Origin of the sequence: Flavobacterium profundi, assembly GCF_006491645.1 — a bacterium.
GTDB classification, from domain to species: Bacteria; Bacteroidota; Bacteroidia; order Flavobacteriales; family Flavobacteriaceae; genus Flavobacterium; species Flavobacterium profundi.
Map to the genome: position 1 here is coordinate 32,237 of NZ_VDCZ01000007.1, position 16,833 is coordinate 49,069.

The following is a 16,833-nucleotide window of genomic DNA, read 5'->3' on the forward strand; positions in this document are numbered from 1 at the left end:
GTAAATTTAGTTTTTTTAGTTGTAAAACAAATATAACTAAATTAATGCAAATATCTTATAAATAGATGATTACCTCAATTTTATGGGATTAACCGATAAAGAAGCGCTTTTAGAAAAGGGATTTTAGGACAGTTCCAAATGACCTGTAAATCTTCAAGAACAGTAGTTTCTTCATCTAAAAATTTAAAGATTAATTTTGGGTTGTCTCCCTGAAATAAATCGGAAAATAATTGCGCACCAATTTCATTATTTTGGTACAAAACATCTATGAATAATAAATCATAATACCAAAATTTATCTTTTGTTAGTTCTTTTTGATTACTAAAACCAATTTCCTTTTTTTGTAGGAGTTGCACTAAGTTTTTAGCTTTTTTATAGGCTTTTTTAAAAGTATAACCCGTGCTCGCTTTTGTCCAACCACCGGCAGAACCAATATGAATAATATTATTTGTGTTTTGTTCCCAAAAAGGGAAGCTAGTCATAGGAATATTACCCTGTTCTTTTTCAATAATTTCATATGCTGTTATTCCTATTTTTTGAATGTAATTTTTAATTTCTTGCTCATATTCTTCCTTTTTAAGGAGCTCTGAGGAGAATAAAGTATACTCTAACAAAGCTTCATTTTTTGAAAATGGAAGCAAATACATAAAACGGGTATTATTATTTTGTTTTACGGAAAAATCCATGAAAGTAGCCGTCTCTGAATCAAAAACAGGCTCTTTAGATTTGATGAACCAGCCTATAAAATGTTGTTGTAGTAAAGGATATTTTTTCTGAGAAGTTACTCTTTCAGGTTTAAATATCGAATTGAATACAATATCTGAAGAAAAAGTGCTGCTTTTTGTAGTTACTTTGCATTGATTGCCAAGATCTTCAATATGAAGCACTTCCTCTTTAAGAAAAGTAATATTAGGGTTCTGTTGAATTAAATTAAAAATATATTCATATAAATCTATCCCTTTTATCATTTTATAGGAATAAGGAGTAATACTCCACTTTTTATTTTCAGAAGAGGTAATGAATGCAATTTTGTCCCATTTTTTAGAAACAATTGCGTCAAAAAGATGAGTTTCATCCCAAAAACACCAGGTTCTGTCATTGGTTTTTTTGGATTCTTTATCAATGAGAAGAATCGTCTTTTCTTTAAAATAAGAAGACAAACTCATTTCATAAATCGTTAATAGTGCGGCTAAACCTGTACCTGAAAATATATAATTGTAGTGTTTCACCTTCCAAAGATATTGAATTTAACGTTTTATTTTTGGTCAAACAAACGTTAAACCAGCTCTTAAATAGCCTTTTAATTCAGAAATGCATTATTTTTGAATAGTTAAAGTGATATGTTATGTTTAAAGAATATGATAAAGCTTGGGCTAAATACCAAGAAAGTTTGTCTCTTTTACCAATTCCTATAACTTCATGGGAATTTTATCAATTACCAAGAGCTGAACAAAAAGAGTTCAATGAAATTCAAAAATATTGGTCACAAAAAGTTGATTTCGCAAAAGTTAAAAAAGACAAAAATCTTAGTATTTTAGTAACCGATTGCGAATTTAAAATTGTATTTGCATCTAGTAATGTAATGCAGATGAATGGGTATCATTATAAAGAACTTATAGGAAACTCTCCAAAAATGTTTCAAGGAAGCGAAACTTCATTAGAAACCACAAGAAAAATAAGTAAAGCAATTGGTAATCGTGAACCCTTTAAAGCGATTGTTTTAAATTACAAGAAAAATGGAGAGACCTATTTTTGTGAAATTGAAGCGTATCCAAAATTTAATACTGATGGTACTTTTTTAAACTATATTGCTTTTGAAAAAGCAGCTTAGTTTAAAGAATATCGCATTCCTAAAAACAAACGAATTCCTTGATTCGGTGCGTACACATAACTTGGATCAAAAGTTAATGCGTAAGGATTGTTTGCTGTTGCCATAGGATTACCATTTGCATCAAAAACTACTTCTTTATCAAATGGATCATTAGCTCGTGCAATTAAAAACGGATTTTTTTTATTAGGTGTCCAATTTAATAGGTTTTTAGCTCCTAGATACCATTCGAAATTCTTTATATTTTTGTAGGTAAATTGAATGTTTTGAATGCTCCAAAAAGAAGAATATTCGCTTCTTGGATCTAAATCTCCTAAAAGAGATAATCGCATCGGGCCATAAATATTTCCAGTGTAGTCGAGCGTTGCATTCCACTTAGAGAGAGTGTAAGAAATACCCCAAGTAGCACTAAATTTCTCAGTTAAAATAGGAGTTGATACTATAGCATCTCTTTTATTTTTAGAATTTAATAAGGTAAACCCTGTCATTGTTTTTAAACCAAATGGGAAAAGAAATTCTACATTTCCAGTGATACCAAAGGTTTTCGAATATCCCTTTAAATTTTCATAAATAATTTGGTTGGCATTAGTATCATAATCTGGAATGATTTGGTTTTTAAAATGAGTATACCAACTAGAAAATTCTACTATTGATTGAATGTTTTCTCCAATTTGTCCTTTTTTTAAGTAATTAAAATTGATGTTGTAGGATTTTTCTGGATTCAGATTTTCTTTAATAATAACGTCTCTTGAACCAGTTAAAGCGGCATGTTCTTCTGTAAATAAATTAACCACTCTAAAACCAGTTCCTGCATTTATTCTAAAAATATCATTTTTAGTAGGTTTCCATCGATAGGCTATTCTTGGTGTAAAGATGTAACCATGAATCGAATGATAATCCAATCTGGATCCAAGAAGGATGTGATTGCTTTTGGATAGTTTTATTTCGTCTTGAACAAAAACACTACTAATTTTATTTTTCTCTGGTGCTTTAGTTGCTGTGGTGTTATCATTATACAATTGATATCGATAGGCCATTCCTATCAAAAAATCATGATTTGTACTTTTTTTATCCCAAGTAAGCTGACCATAAGCGATTTCTTGTTTTGCTTCAAATAGGGTTGTTCCATACACGGAATTTTGATGGTGATTCGTATAAGATAAGGAGCTTGTAACGTTTTCTACAATGGGCAGTTCATATTTACCTAGCAATTCATATCGTTTCGTATAAATACTTTCTCCATACACTTCATCGCCACCTCTGTAACTTTTGTTCCATTGCATTTCGCCACCCCATCGATCTTCATAAAAGAAACGACCCGCAATTGAAAATTCTTTTTCGCTTTTTCTATCCCAGCTCAATTTGTTAAAAACCGAAATTCGTTCTTGTAGGGTAACATCCGTAAAATTATCCTGATTATTATCTATAGGGTTATTGTAATTGAAATAATTTAATCCTAATAACGCATGCATTTTTTTGCCTAAGTTGTATTTTGCACCTAAATCAAGATTGTTTTCTAACCAAGTTGTACTAAAAAAGTCAGCATAGAGTAAAGGAGCAGTAGCGGGACTCTTAGTAATAATATTGATAAGACCACCTACTGCTTCGCTTCCATATAATGAAGAAGCAGGCCCTTTTACAATTTCGATTCTTTCAATTAAAGAATTAGGAATTCCAGACAAACCATACACCGTTGAAAGACCACTTACTATAGGCATTCCATCAATCGTTACCATAGTGTAAGGACCTTCTAATCCGTTGGTATGAATATCACCCGTATTGCAAATGTTGCAGTTCAGTTGAGGTCTTACACCATTTACATTTTGTAAGGCTTCAAAAATATTAGGTGTTGGATTTTTTTTCAAAAAAGTAGCGGTGTATACTTCTACAGGAACAGGTGTTTCCAATCTTGAAACGGCTTTGAGTGTTCCTGTAACAACAACTTCATCTAAGCTTTGGTTTTCTTCGAGGGCAACATCTAAAATAATCGAAATATTATTATCTATAACCACTATTTTCTTTTTTGTTTTATAACCAATGAACGAAAAATGAATGGTAAAACTGCCATTAGGTATGTTTTCCAAAACATACATTCCATTTTCATTCGCATTTACACCCTTACTAAGTTCCGGTATAGAAACAGAAGCGAATGCTAAAGGGTCTTTTTTATCGGTTATTTTGCCCTTAATAGTGGTTTGTGCAAAAACAACAGTATTTAAAGTTAAAAAGAAAAGAACTATTTTTTTCAAAATAATAAAAATTAAATTTAGACAAAACTAAAAATATTTTTTACAATAACAGAATATAATTGTTATATTTGATTAAATTTTATTTTATAATGACGATTTCTGAAGAAAATTATTTAAAAGTGATTTATCATTTATCATTGGTTTCTCCAAAAGGTGTTAATACAAATGCAATAGCTGGAATGTTAGATACTAAGGCTTCTTCCGTAACAGATATGCTCAAGAAATTAGCAGAGAAAGATGTGGTAACCTATAAAAAATACCAAGGTGTATCTTTAACGAATAATGGTTTGTTACAAGCCAAAAAAATTGTAAGAAGACATCGTTTATGGGAAGTTTTTTTAGTTGAAAAATTACAATTTACTTGGGATGAAGTGCATGAAATTGCGGAAGAATTAGAACATATAAAATCCGAAAAATTGATTAATAGTTTAGACGCTTATTTAGATTTTCCTGCCTTTGATCCACATGGTGATCCTATACCAAATGAAAAAGGTGAAATAAAAAAACAAGAAAAACAATTACTTTCAGAAATGCCAACAGGAGTAGTTTGTAAATGTGTAGGTGTCAAAGATTCTTCGGCCGATTTTTTGCAATATTTAGACAAACAAAAGATTACTTTAGGTTCGGAAATTAAAATTTTAGAAAAAGAAACTTTTGATGAATTAATCAAGGTTGAGGTAGATGCGAAGGAAGTAATTCTTTCCAATAAAATAGCTGTTAATTTATATGTGCAATAATAAATAAAATATGGGTAAATCGTTAGAAGAAGTTAATGAATCTGTTGCAACACAAGGAAAAGCATCTACTTTTAGGAGAATTCTTGCCTTTTTTGGTCCTGCTTATTTAATTAGTGTGGGTTACATGGATCCTGGTAATTGGGCAACTGATTTAGCGGGAGGAAGCCAGTTTGGATATGCCTTAATTTGGGTGTTACTAATGAGTAATGTGATGGCTTTATTATTACAAAGTTTAAGTGCTAGGTTAGGAATTGTAACCCAACGTGATTTAGCACAAGCTTCAAGAGAAACCTATTCTCCATTTGTCAACTATATTCTCTATTTTTTAGCTGAAATAGCAATCGCTGCCTGTGATTTGGCTGAAGTTTTGGGAATGGCCATTGGTTTAAATTTATTATTTAATATTTCGTTACTCGATGGAGTTCTCATTACCGTTTTAGATACTTTCTTATTGCTTTTTTTAATTAATAAAGGCATACGAAAAATGGAAGCTTTTATTATTGCTTTAGTAGCAATAGTTGGTTTTTCATTTGTTTTTGAAATGTTTTTTGCACAACCAGAATTAGGAAAAGTAGTCACAGGATTAATTCCTACCTTACCCAACGAAAATGCGTTATACATTGCAATAGGAATTATTGGTGCAACCGTTATGCCTCATAATTTATATTTGCATTCTTCTTTGGTTCAAACCAGAAAATTTGATAGAAGTAAAAAAGGGATTAAGCAAGCTTTAAAGTATAATTTAATTGATAGTACGATTGCATTAAATTTGGCCTTTTTTGTCAATGCTGCAATTCTTATTTTAGCGGCAGCTACTTTTTATAAAAATGGATTATTTGAAGTGGCTGAAATTCAAGATGCACATCAACTTTTAGAGCCTTTACTAGGAACTAAATGGGCGCCTATATTATTCGCAGTGGCTTTAATTGCGGCTGGACAGAGTTCTACAATTACAGGAACGTTGGCCGGTCAAATTATTATGGAAGGATATTTAAGTCTGCGAATTCAGCCTTGGGTAAGAAGAATTATTACTAGATTGTTAGCGATAGTGCCAGCTGTAGTAACTATTTTATATTTTGGTGAAGATATTACAGGGAAACTATTAATTCTAAGCCAGGTAATTTTGAGTTTACAATTAGGTTTTGCCATCATTCCATTAATCCATTTTGTGAGTGATACGTCTAAAATGAAAGGATTTCATATTTCCAAAACCACACAAGTTGCTGCTTGGTTGATTGCTTCGATTATCGTAACGCTAAACGGAAAATTAGTTTTTGATGAGATTAAAAATTGGTTGCAAATTACCAATCATCCTACCTTAATTTGGACGACAGTTGTTCCTTTGGCAATCGGATTTCTATTTTTACTATTGTATATCGTTTTCAAGCCTTTTTTCGTTAAAGCAAAACATAACATTCATAATCATTCGCCCCATAATTTAAAATTAAAATTAAGAGCATTAAATACGTATTCTGCAAAAAACATTGCCATAGCAGTTGATTTTTCCAAAGCCGATGAATTAGCCATTAACAGTGCTTTTGAATTAGGAGGATTAGAGGCAAAATATACCTTAATTCATGTAGTGGAAACGGTTGGTGCCATGATGTATGGTAGAAATACAGATGATCATGAAACCACAATAGACGAAAAATTATTGTTAGAATATAAAACTTTATTAGTAGATAAAGGGTATCAAATTGAAACGCAATTAGGTTTTGGAAGGCCTGGAAAAGTATTGCCTAAAATTGTAAATGAAAATAGTTTTGATATTTTAGTAATGGGCACGCACGGACATTCTGGAATTAAAGACTTGTTGTTTGGTACAACAGTAGATAAATTACGTCATAAAATTTCAGTACCTTTATTCATTATAAAAAACAAATAAACAAAACACATGAAAACTATTTTATTTTTTTTAACGCTTTTAGTAGCACAATGTGCTTCAAAAGAAAATGAAACTAAGGATACTTCGAGTAATAGGAATGAAGAACGATTGGACCAAAATCAAGAAGAATACCAATTTAAATTGAAAAAGGTTATTGCTGATTCTCGTTGTCCGGAAGGATTAAATTGTGTATGGGAAGGACAAGTTGAAATGCTGGTTTCTGTATACAAAGAAAATGAATTAGTAGAAGAGAAAGAGCTCATCGTGAATTCGCAAACTACAGACAAAAATGTAGCTTGGGCAAATCAATACAGTAAAAAGAAAATCACTTTTATTGGAGTTTTACCAAATAGGGTAAAAGATCAAGAAATAAAAGAAAATGAGTATAAGTTAGTCATTAAATAGGATTAATGACACGAACAATCATCACCACAAGATTTAGAACTTTTGGGTTTCTTTTTTTTCCAAACAAATTTTCGAATTAAAAATCCAATGGCAATAGTAAGTGTTATGTAAACTAAAAGTTGTTGAAAATCCATACCTTATTTTAAAATTTGATAAGCCACTAAAGCGGTAACATAAGCGAAACCACTCATAAAAATAAATTGTAACAGAGGCCATTTCCAAGAATTGGTCTCTTTTTTTACGATAGCAATGGTCGACATGCATTGCATAGCAAAAGCATAAAAAAGCAATAGGGAAATGCCGGAAGCAAAATTAAAAACTTTTTTTCCAGTTTCAGGATGTACTTCAGCTGCCATTCTGTTTTTTATGGTTACTTCTTCGTCACTATGATTTCCTACATTGTAAATAGTTGCCAAAGTACCAACGAAAACTTCTCTTGCTGCAAAAGAACTTACTACAGCAATTCCAATTTTCCAATCATAACCTAGAGGCTGAATAACAGGTTCAATGGTTTTGCCTAATATACCAATATAAGAATGTTCTAATTTATAGCTATTGATTTTATTTTCAAGAATCTCTGTATCTATAGAAGTATTGTTTTGTTTTAATTCTGTTGCAACAATTGCTTCCGCATTATCAAATTTTTTTGAAGGGCCATGCGAACCTAGAAACCATAAAATAATTGATAATGCTAAAATGATTTTCCCTGCTCCAGTTACAAAAGCTTTCGTCTTCTCAATTACATTTAAAGCTACATTTTTGAACATTGGAACTTTGTAAGATGGCATCTCAATAACAAAATAGGATTTGCAATTTAATTTTAAAAAATAATTTAAGATAGTAGCAGAAAGTACAGCCATCCCAAATCCAATTAAATAAAGCAACATAAGTGTTAAGCCTTGTAAACTTAAAAAACCAAATACTCTTTCTTCAGGAATAATTAAAGAAATTAAAATAGCATATACTGGTAATCGAGCAGAACAAGTTGTAAAAGGAGTCACTAAAATAGTAATGAGTCTTTCTTTCCAATTCTCTATATTTCTTGCTCCCATAATGGCAGGAATTGCACAAGCTGTTCCAGATATTAAAGGAACAATACTTTTACCCGAAAGCCCAAAACGTCTCATAATTTTATCCATTAAAAAGACAACACGACTCATGTAACCACTTTCTTCTAAAACGGAAATAAATAGGAATAAGAAAGCAATTTGTGGAATAAAAATAACAATACCGCTTATTCCAGGAATAATTCCTTCGCTCAACAAATTAGTAAATTCTCCAGAAGGCAAATGATTTTTAGTATAAGCACTTAAAGAAGTAAAGGTCTCATCTATAAATTCCATTGGAATCGTACTCCAATCAAAAATAGATTGAAAAATCAATAACAAAATGCTAAAGAAAATAAGATAACCAAACACTTTATGTGTAAGAATACGATCCAATTTAGCTCTTAAATCAGAAGCTTTTGTGATGTCTATTTTTTGACCAATTTTTAAGGTGTCGTTTATAAATTGATACCTTTTAATGGTTTCTTTTTGTTGTAATCTTTTTAAATCGGAATGTGATTTAGTAAACGAACTTTTAATTTCGTTTCTTTCTAAATTTAGAAAATTAACGTCTTGCGTAATTACTAACCATAATTTATACAAAAGTTGATTGGGAAAGGCTCTTCTTAAATTGTTAAAGTAGTCAGGATCAATTACAGAGGCATGTAAACAAGGTTCTGTTGATAAAGATTCATAATTTAAAATCAATTCTTTTAAATCAGAAATACCCGTTTTTTTTCTAGAACTCACTAGAGCAATTTTTGTTTTTAGTTCACGTTCTAAAACCGGAATATCAAATTCAATTCCTTTTAACGACATACGATCTGCCATATTAATGACTAAAATCGTAGGAATTTCTAAATCTTTTATTTGGGTAAAAAGAAGTAAATTTCGTTTGATATTTTCCACTTCACTTACGACTACCGCAACATCAGGAAAATCTTCATCATTTTTATTTAAAAGTAGTTCAATTACAACATTTTCATCTATTGAACTCGCATTTAAACTATACGTACCAGGTAAATCAATTATTTTAGCTTTAACCGATTCCGAAAGCTTACTAATTCCTTGTTTTTTTTCAACAGTAATTCCTGGATAATTTCCTACCTGTTGATTTAAGCCCGTTAATTGGTTAAATACAGATGTTTTTCCCACATTAGGATTTCCAATTAAAGCAACTTTTATAGTAGATTTAGACATGAATTAAATCGTAATTTCTAATGTTACAATGATTTGTTTTGCCGTTTCTTTTCGAATGGCAACATGAGAATCATTGATATTAAAATAAAAAGGATCACCCAAAGGTGCAATTTGAATTAACTCAATAAAATTGCCAGGTAAACAACCCATTTCTAATAACTTTAAAGGAATTTCATCTACATTTATTTCACTAATGTATGCTCTTTCTCCCTTTTTTAAATCTGACAAATTTTTTTCCAAACTTATTTAGATTGAATTAAAATACAAAGGTAGCTAATAATTAGAAATGGAAAGACAATTTTGTATAAAATTTAAAGATTATTATTCGCAAAGGAAAAGGATGTCTTCATAGAGTTTTTTAACTTCTTCTAAATTCGTTCCATCATAAAAGCCACGAATCCTTCTTTTTTGATCTATTAAAACAAAGTTTTCAGTGTGAACCATATCGTATAATTCTTCTGGTCTACCTGTTTTAACCACTAAATATGATTTTCTAGCAATATAATAAATGTCTTTTTTAGTACCCGTTACTAAATTCCATTTCCCATCAATGACACCTTTTTCTTTAGCATAAGCTTTTAATATTGGTACGCTATCAATATCCGGTGTAACAGAATGTGAAAGAAGCATTACTTTAGGGTTGTTTTTAATTTTGTCTTGTAACCAAACCATGTTATCTGTCATAATTGGACAAATTGACGGACAAGTAGTAAAGAAAAAATCGGCTACATAAATTTTATCTTTATAATCATCTTGAGTAATTGTCTTTCCATTTTGATTTGTAAAAGCAAAATCAGGAATTTGATGATTGTATCCAATATGCTGAATTGTTGAATCTACTAATTCTGGATTGACATCTCTAGGAGTGAAAATTTTCAGTCTTTTTTGAGGTTTTAAAAGAGTATATATTCCTACAAATATAACAATACAAAGAATTGAAAATAGGGTTATAAAGCCAAAATATTTATTTCTACGTATATTCATAATACATACAAAATTATATGTTTCAACTGAAAATTAGGCAAATACAGTTGTTAATATTGAAAAAAAACAAAATTTTTTAAACAAAACTAATTATATTTGCGAAATTTTGAATTTAATAGTTAATATTATGAGAAACAATTACTTGTTTTTATTGTTATTTACCACAATGGGTTTTACTCAATATAGCCCTTCCGCACCATGGAAAGTAGATAATGCTTTAGCCAAAAAAGAAAAGTTAACTCTAGAAGAAGAAGTTGCATTGTTTAATGAATATTGGACAACTAGAGATAAAAATGTGAAAGGTTCTGGTCACAAACCTTTTAAGAGATGGGAAAACTATTGGAAGAACCTTGTTAATGAGCAAGGATATATTATTTCTCCAACTCAATTTTATGAAGCTTGGCAGGAAAAAAATAACGCAAAAAAGAACAGTACTGTAAATTCAAGATTTTCTTTGCCAGTAAGTAATTGGCAACCCGTAGGCCCTTTAACTCATACTAATACTGGTTCTTGGTCCTCAGGACAAGGGAGAGTAAATGTTGTTTATCAAGATCCAAATAATGCCAATACACTTTATATTGGGGCTCCAGCTGGTGGTATATGGAAATCTACGGATGCAGGAGTAAATTGGACGCCATTATCGGATTATTTACCTCAAATTGGTGTTTCAGGAATCGTGGTAGATCATACAAATTCTAACGTAATTTATATTGCCACTGGGGATAATGATAATGGTGATTCATATTCAGTAGGTGTTTTAAAATCAACAGACGGCGGTACTACATGGAATACGACTGGTTTAACTTTTACAACTACAAATAGAACTGCGGGTGATATTATCATGCATCCTACAGACAATTCAATTTTATTTTGTGCAGCAAGTAATGCATTGTATAAAACAACAGACGGAGGAACCACTTGGAATATTGTAAGACTTGGAAATTTTGCAAAAGGATCTGTACGTTTCAAGCCGAATGATCCAAGTGTAGTGTATGCTGTTACAAATACTTCATTTTATAAGTCTACAAATACAGGAAGTACATTCACTCAAGTTACAAGTGGTTTACCTGCTTCATCTAGTCGTTTAAGACTTGATGTAACTCCTGCAAATCCAAATTATGTTTATATTTTGAGTCATTCTTTTAATGAACCTGCAAATAATGGTTTTCAAGGCGTATATAGATCTGTGAATAGTGGTGATGCTTTTACTTTAAGAAATAATACTACAAATGTATTAGAATCTAACCAAGCCAATTATGATTTAGCTCTAGCAGTATCAGATACGAATGCGGAAGAAGTTTATACGGGTTGTTTAAATATTTGGAAATCTACTAATGGAGGAACAAATTTTACTAAATTAAATAATTGGAGTTCCCCTACGGCAGCGGCTTACACTCATGCAGATATTCATTTTTTAAAATTTTATAATGGCAATTTCTTCTGCGGAAGTGATGGAGGAGTTTATAAATCAACTAATAGTGGAACCAATTTTACAGATTTAACTGCAACCGCACAAATTAGTCAATTTTACCGAATTGCGGTTTCAAAACAATCTTCTGCTAATATGGTAGGAGGTCTTCAAGATAATGGAGGACATGCGTACAGTTCAGGTGGATGGAAAAATTATTATGGTGCTGATGGGATGGATACTGCTGTAAATTCTAATGATCCTAATGCTTATTACGGCTTCATTCAATATGGAGGAACCTTATATTTATCCAATAATGCAGGAAATAGCAGAACAGGAAGCGTGAGTGCACCTGCAGCAGAAACTGGAACAAATGATGATGGTGGAAATTGGATTACACCTTTACGAGCAAATAATTCTGGAGAACTATTTTCTGGTTATGAAAGATTATATCGATTGAATGGAAGTAGTTGGGTGCAACAAAGTGTAGGTACAATTGGATCTGGAAATATTGAAAATATTGAAGTATCACCTGTAAATGATGATATCATGTATGTATCGAATGGAGCATCTTTATTTTTAAGTACAAATAGAGGAATTAATTTTAATGCTGTATATTCTGCTTCTTCGTCAATTACATCTATAGAATGTCATAGTAGTAATTCCAATATTGTATACATTACCACTTCAGGCGCATCAGGTGGAGTTTTTGTTTCGACAGATACAGGATTAAATTTTAATGATATTACTTCGGGTATTCCAAATATTGGTAAAAATGTAATTGTACATCAAAGTCAAAATACAGATAATCCTTTATATGTAGGGACTAGTTTAGGGGTTTATTATAAAGATGATACGATGTCTTCTTGGGAACCTTTCGACACCAATTTACCAAATGTATCGGTAACTGATTTAGAAATTAATATAAATGATGCTAAATTGATAGCCGCTACCTATGGAAGAGGTATTTGGCAAACAGATATTCCTGTTCAGGTACCTAATGATGATGTTAAATTAGTACAAATTCAAAACCCAGTTACAGGCATTAATTGTGGTAATAATGTTAATCCAGAAATAGAAATCCAAAATAATGGATTAAATCCTATTACTTCTGTCACCTTTGATTATACTATAGATAGCACTCCATATACCTATACATGGAATGGTAATTTAGCTTCATCAGCAACTACAGTTGTAGCATTACCATCAGTAACAATAGCAAGAGGAACACATGTTCTTTCGGTGTCTTCTTCAACAACAAATGATGCTTTTCCGGATAATAACAATGGAGAAAAAAGTTTTATAATAAATGATTCTGGTACCATTGGAGTAGTTAACACCTTTACTAATGCTTCGGATGAATTAATATCCTATAATGAAGGAAGTGCAGGTTCACAATGGGTTAGAGTAATTAGATCCGACGGTAGTACAATGGATAGTGCTGGAAATTCGGTGTATTCTACAAGTGCTTCTGGAAATTACCCAGATAATACAAAAGCATACTTAGTATCTCAATGTTACGACTTAAGTTCTGTTTCAAATCCTGAAATTAGATTTTCTTTAAAATATGATTTAGAAGAAAATTGGGATATTGTTTACGTAGAATATTCAACAGACTTTGGAGGCAATTGGAATGTTTTAGGAACTAGTGGACCAAATTGGTACAATAGTAATAGAACGAATGCAACTTCTGGTACTGCAAACGATTGTCAAAATTGCCCTGGTGCGCAATGGACAGGTTTAAATACAACAAACACGTCTTATTTTTATCCATTAACTGCACTAAATACTGAAACACATGTTATTTTTAGAATTGTTTTTCATTCGGATCAATCCGTAAATAATCCAGGAGCAAATGTTGATAATTTTGTTATAAATGGGGTTGTTTTATCTTCTGAAACTTTTGCACTAGAATCTATAGCTGTATACCCAAATCCATCTAATGGATTATATACTGTCAGCACTAAGAATCAACAAATTGAGGCTATAGAAGTATATGATATCAGTGGTAAGAATATTTTGAATCAAAACAACTTTAAATCTTCAAACGAAATCATGTTAGATTTAACTCACGCTTCAAATGGTATTTATTTTATGAAGATAAGTACTGATGTAGGTTCCATTACGAAAAGAATCATAAAAAAATAAAATTCTAAATAAAAGAAGTTGGTTTAATTAAACCAACTTCTTTGTTTTAAAGAAACTCAATAATGAAAAATCAAATTCTTCTACTGCAACTATTATTTATATCATTTGTTTTTTCCCAAAAAAAAATAGAAAAGCAAACCCCTCACTCTAGTTTATTTTTTGCTTCAAAATCGTTTTCTGAAAAAGAAGCTTTGAATCAATTTTCTAAAGCATACCATTTAAATGAGGATTATAGCTATCAATCTCTTTATGAAAATACAGATAGAAAAGGACAAAAGCATCATAAATTTCAACAGTTTTATAAAGGAATCAAAATCGAATTTGGAACGGCTATTACCCATTCAATTGAAGGAAAAGTAACTCATGTGAATGGTGAATTATATGATGTAAGCGCTATTCCATTAAATCCTAGTATTAATTCTGAAGAAGGATTGAATAAGGCTTTAGCCAATATAAATGCAACTAGTTATTTGTGGGAAAATGAGGACGAAGCGCATCTCATGAATTATAACAAACCAAAAGGAACACTTGTTTATTTCCCAAATCAGAAGACAAATACGATTCATTTAGCCTATAAGTATGATATTTACACTACGCAACCAATATCTCGACAAGAGGTGTATGTAGATGCACACACTGGAAACCTTTTGTTTTCTAATCAAATTATTAAACATGTTACTGCTAAAAACACTGATAAAGCCTTTCAGCCAAAAATTGAAATTGAAACCAAACCTAGTTTTGTTTTAGGTACTGCAGCAACACGATATAGTGGTACTCGAAGCATTGAAACCACATTTGATGCAGCTAATTCGAATTACATTTTAAGAGATCAAACGAGAGGATTAGGCATTTTCACCTTCAATTGCCAAAATTCAAACAGTTTCCAAAATATTGATTTTACGGATAATGATAATAATTGGACCGATGCAGAATATAACAATGCAGCAAAAGATAATGGCGCTTTGGATGCACACTGGGGTGCTGAAAGAACGTATGACTTCTGGTCAGAGGTTTTTGGTAGAAATAGTTATGATGATAATGGCGGAATAATTAGAAGTTATGTTCACTTTGGTACTAACTATAATAATGCAGGATGGAATGGTTTTGCAATGAGTTATGGAGACGGGAGTAGTTTTGATATCTTAACCTCTATCGATGTATGTGGTCATGAAATTGGCCATGCGGTTTGTACTTATACAGCAAATTTGGTTTACCAAAATGAATCAGGAGCAATGAATGAAGGATTTTCAGATATTTGGGGAGCCTGTATTGAACACTATGGACGAACTGGAAACCTTTCAAACCCTATATCTAATAATGTTTGGCTTATAGGAGAAGACCTTACCAATACAGGTTTAAGATCCATGCAGAATCCCAATTCAAATGGTGACCCAGATACTTATTTAGGGACGTATTGGTATTCTGGAACTGCTGATAATGGAGGAGTGCATACCAATTCTGGAGTTTTAAATCATTGGTTTTATATCTTAACCGTTGGAGAAACAGGAACCAATAATGCTCCATCTCCAGATTCGTATTCCGTTACTGGGATTGGGATGGAAAAGGCATCAGAAATAGCCTATTTAGCAGAAAGAGATTATTTAACTCCTAATGCTACTTATGAAGAGGCAAGAACAGCAACTATAGCGTTAGCCAATCATTTATATTGTGCGAATAGTCCAGAAGCTATTGCTGTTACCAATGCTTGGTATGCTGTGAATGTAGGAGAAGCTTATGTTGCTGCTGCTGATGATATTGCTCTACAAGCTATTGATAACTCGAATACTATTTTATGTACTTCTTCTTCAGTGGTAACTGATTTATTAATTAAAAATCAAGGCTTAAATGTGATCTCTACTGCTACAATTTCTTACACTATTGATGGATCTAATTTAGTTACCGAAACTTGGAATGGTAATTTAGCACCTTGTGAGGAAATTAGTTATCCTATAACTATTAATGGATTAAACAGAGGAGCTCATTTATTGAATGTAACAACTTCCATTTTAAATGACGGAAGGCCAGAAAATAATACTAAAGAAACATTATTAATGGTTAATGATGAAGGAACAGTGGGACTTATCAATACCTTTAGTAATAGTTCGGATGAATTAATTGCTTATAACGAAGGTGAAGCTAGCTCCTTGTGGGTTAGAGGTATTCATACCGATAGTCCTACAAATGCAATGGACAGTAACGGAAATACCGTATATACCACAAATCTTTCAGGTAATTACCCTGACGAAACTAAAGCGTATTTAATTTCTCAGTGTTATAACTTATCTTCTATTTCAAATCCAGAAATTAGTTTCAATATGAAATATGATTTAGAGAATAATTGGGATATTGTCTATGTGGAGTATTCTACAAATTTTGGAGCCAACTGGCAAGTATTAGGATTTAATGATATGGCCAATTGGACCAATTGGTATACGAGTGATCACACACAACTTACAAATGGAAATGATTGTTTTAATTGTCCAGGAGCTCAATGGACTGGAACCAATACAACCCTAACCAATTATTCATATCCATTAAATGCACTGAACAATGAAACCCATATAATTTTTAGAATCGTTTTTCATTCTGATCAAGCCGTGAACGAATTAGGAGTTAATATTGATGATTTTGTGGTTAATGGAACCTTAGCAACGAACAGTTTTAACAGTGATGTAGTTATGGTTTACCCAAATCCTTCACAAGGAATTTATACCTTATCTTTAAGAAATGTTGAACCCGTTTCAATTACCATTTATGATGTAAGTGGTAAGACAATTTCAACAATTCAGGAGATAAAAACAATAGATAACAAAGCAACTTTAGATTTATCTAAAGCTTCAAAAGGGATTTATTTTTTAGTTATTCAAACACAAGAAGGAATAGTTTCTAAAAGAATTGTTAAAGAATAGTCACATTTTTTTAAGGCTCTAGCAAATAAGGTAT

General features: G+C 31.4%; 12 protein-coding genes. 6 read left to right on the forward strand and 6 right to left on the reverse strand.

Annotated elements, in window-relative coordinates:
* Positions 1-80: 80 nt before the first annotated feature.
* Positions 81-1,229: a lycopene cyclase family protein gene (locus FHG05_RS10175; RefSeq protein WP_140997917.1), complete on the reverse strand. Its 1,149-nt coding sequence runs from the start codon at positions 1,227-1,229 to the stop codon at positions 81-83.
* Between the two features lie 116 nt (positions 1,230-1,345).
* On the opposite strand from FHG05_RS10175, the gene FHG05_RS10180 reads away from it, so the two are divergent.
* On the forward strand, positions 1,346-1,831 hold the full coding sequence (locus tag FHG05_RS10180) for a PAS domain-containing protein (protein ID WP_140997918.1): 486 nt from the start codon (positions 1,346-1,348) through the stop codon (positions 1,829-1,831).
* Here the strand turns inward: FHG05_RS10180 and FHG05_RS10185 are convergent.
* Entirely contained in the window at positions 1,828-4,077 is a 2,250-nt protein-coding gene (locus FHG05_RS10185) for a TonB-dependent receptor (protein WP_140997919.1), read from the reverse strand. The two genes, FHG05_RS10180 and FHG05_RS10185, sit on opposite strands and share 4 nt — an antisense overlap.
* A gap of 89 nt (positions 4,078-4,166) precedes the next feature.
* Between FHG05_RS10185 and FHG05_RS10190 the strand changes: the two genes are divergently transcribed.
* From FHG05_RS10190 to FHG05_RS10200, 3 genes are read left to right on the forward strand one after another with little or no spacing between them, the layout of a single operon-like run.
* Complete coding sequence (locus tag FHG05_RS10190) at positions 4,167-4,814, forward strand: metal-dependent transcriptional regulator (protein WP_140997920.1); 648 nt, start codon at positions 4,167-4,169, stop codon at positions 4,812-4,814.
* A gap of 10 nt (positions 4,815-4,824) precedes the next feature.
* A complete protein-coding gene (locus FHG05_RS10195) occupies positions 4,825-6,699 on the forward strand; it encodes an Nramp family divalent metal transporter (protein WP_140997921.1) in 1,875 nt (624 codons plus the stop codon).
* A 9-nt stretch (positions 6,700-6,708) separates the two neighbouring features.
* The gene (locus FHG05_RS10200; RefSeq protein WP_140997922.1) at positions 6,709-7,104 is read left to right on the forward strand and encodes a hypothetical protein; all 396 of its coding nucleotides are present in this window, start codon (positions 6,709-6,711) and stop codon (positions 7,102-7,104) included.
* A 2-nt stretch (positions 7,105-7,106) separates the two neighbouring features.
* On the opposite strand, the gene FHG05_RS10205 is transcribed toward FHG05_RS10200, so the two are convergent.
* The 4 genes from FHG05_RS10205 to FHG05_RS10220 all read right to left on the reverse strand — a co-directional run bounded on the left by FHG05_RS10205 (position 7,107) and on the right by FHG05_RS10220 (position 10,334).
* Positions 7,107-7,238: a FeoB-associated Cys-rich membrane protein gene (locus tag FHG05_RS10205; protein ID WP_140997923.1), complete on the reverse strand. Its 132-nt coding sequence runs from the start codon at positions 7,236-7,238 to the stop codon at positions 7,107-7,109.
* A 3-nt stretch (positions 7,239-7,241) separates the two neighbouring features.
* Positions 7,242-9,350 (reverse strand): ferrous iron transport protein B, encoded by a 2,109-nt coding sequence (gene feoB / locus FHG05_RS10210; protein ID WP_140997924.1) that lies wholly within the window; start codon positions 9,348-9,350, stop codon positions 7,242-7,244.
* 3 nt (positions 9,351-9,353) lie between these two features.
* On the reverse strand, positions 9,354-9,590 hold the full coding sequence (locus tag FHG05_RS10215) for a FeoA family protein (RefSeq protein WP_140997925.1): 237 nt from the start codon (positions 9,588-9,590) through the stop codon (positions 9,354-9,356).
* Positions 9,591-9,671: 81 nt separating this feature from the next.
* Positions 9,672-10,334 carry an SCO family protein gene (locus FHG05_RS10220; RefSeq protein WP_140997926.1) on the reverse strand — a complete coding sequence of 221 codons (663 nt, stop codon included), beginning with the start codon at positions 10,332-10,334 and terminating at the stop codon, positions 9,672-9,674.
* A gap of 127 nt (positions 10,335-10,461) precedes the next feature.
* On the opposite strand from FHG05_RS10220, the gene FHG05_RS10225 reads away from it, so the two are divergent.
* Positions 10,462-13,890, forward strand: a complete 3,429-nt coding sequence (locus FHG05_RS10225; RefSeq protein ID WP_140997927.1) for a T9SS type A sorting domain-containing protein — start codon at positions 10,462-10,464, stop codon at positions 13,888-13,890.
* Between the two features lie 62 nt (positions 13,891-13,952).
* Complete coding sequence (locus FHG05_RS10230; protein WP_140997928.1) at positions 13,953-16,799, forward strand: M4 family metallopeptidase; 2,847 nt, start codon at positions 13,953-13,955, stop codon at positions 16,797-16,799.
* Positions 16,800-16,833: the final 34 nt, after the last annotated feature.

Bases quoted from the DNA above. Each gene is read 5' to 3' on its own strand.
- FHG05_RS10180 (WP_140997918.1), top strand. From the start codon at position 1,346: ATGTTTAAAGAATATGATAAAGCTTGGGCTAAATACCAAGAAAGTTTG.
- FHG05_RS10190 (WP_140997920.1), top strand. From the start codon at position 4,167: ATGACGATTTCTGAAGAAAATTATTTAAAAGTGATTTATCATTTATCA.
- FHG05_RS10195 (WP_140997921.1), top strand. From the start codon at position 4,825: ATGGGTAAATCGTTAGAAGAAGTTAATGAATCTGTTGCAACACAAGGA.
- FHG05_RS10200 (WP_140997922.1), top strand. From the start codon at position 6,709: ATGAAAACTATTTTATTTTTTTTAACGCTTTTAGTAGCACAATGTGCT.
- FHG05_RS10205 (WP_140997923.1), bottom strand. From the start codon at position 7,238: ATGGATTTTCAACAACTTTTAGTTTACATAACACTTACTATTGCCATT.
- feoB (WP_140997924.1), bottom strand. From the start codon at position 9,350: ATGTCTAAATCTACTATAAAAGTTGCTTTAATTGGAAATCCTAATGTG.
- FHG05_RS10220 (WP_140997926.1), bottom strand. From the start codon at position 10,334: ATGAATATACGTAGAAATAAATATTTTGGCTTTATAACCCTATTTTCA.
- FHG05_RS10225 (WP_140997927.1), top strand. From the start codon at position 10,462: ATGAGAAACAATTACTTGTTTTTATTGTTATTTACCACAATGGGTTTT.
- FHG05_RS10230 (WP_140997928.1), top strand. From the start codon at position 13,953: ATGAAAAATCAAATTCTTCTACTGCAACTATTATTTATATCATTTGTT.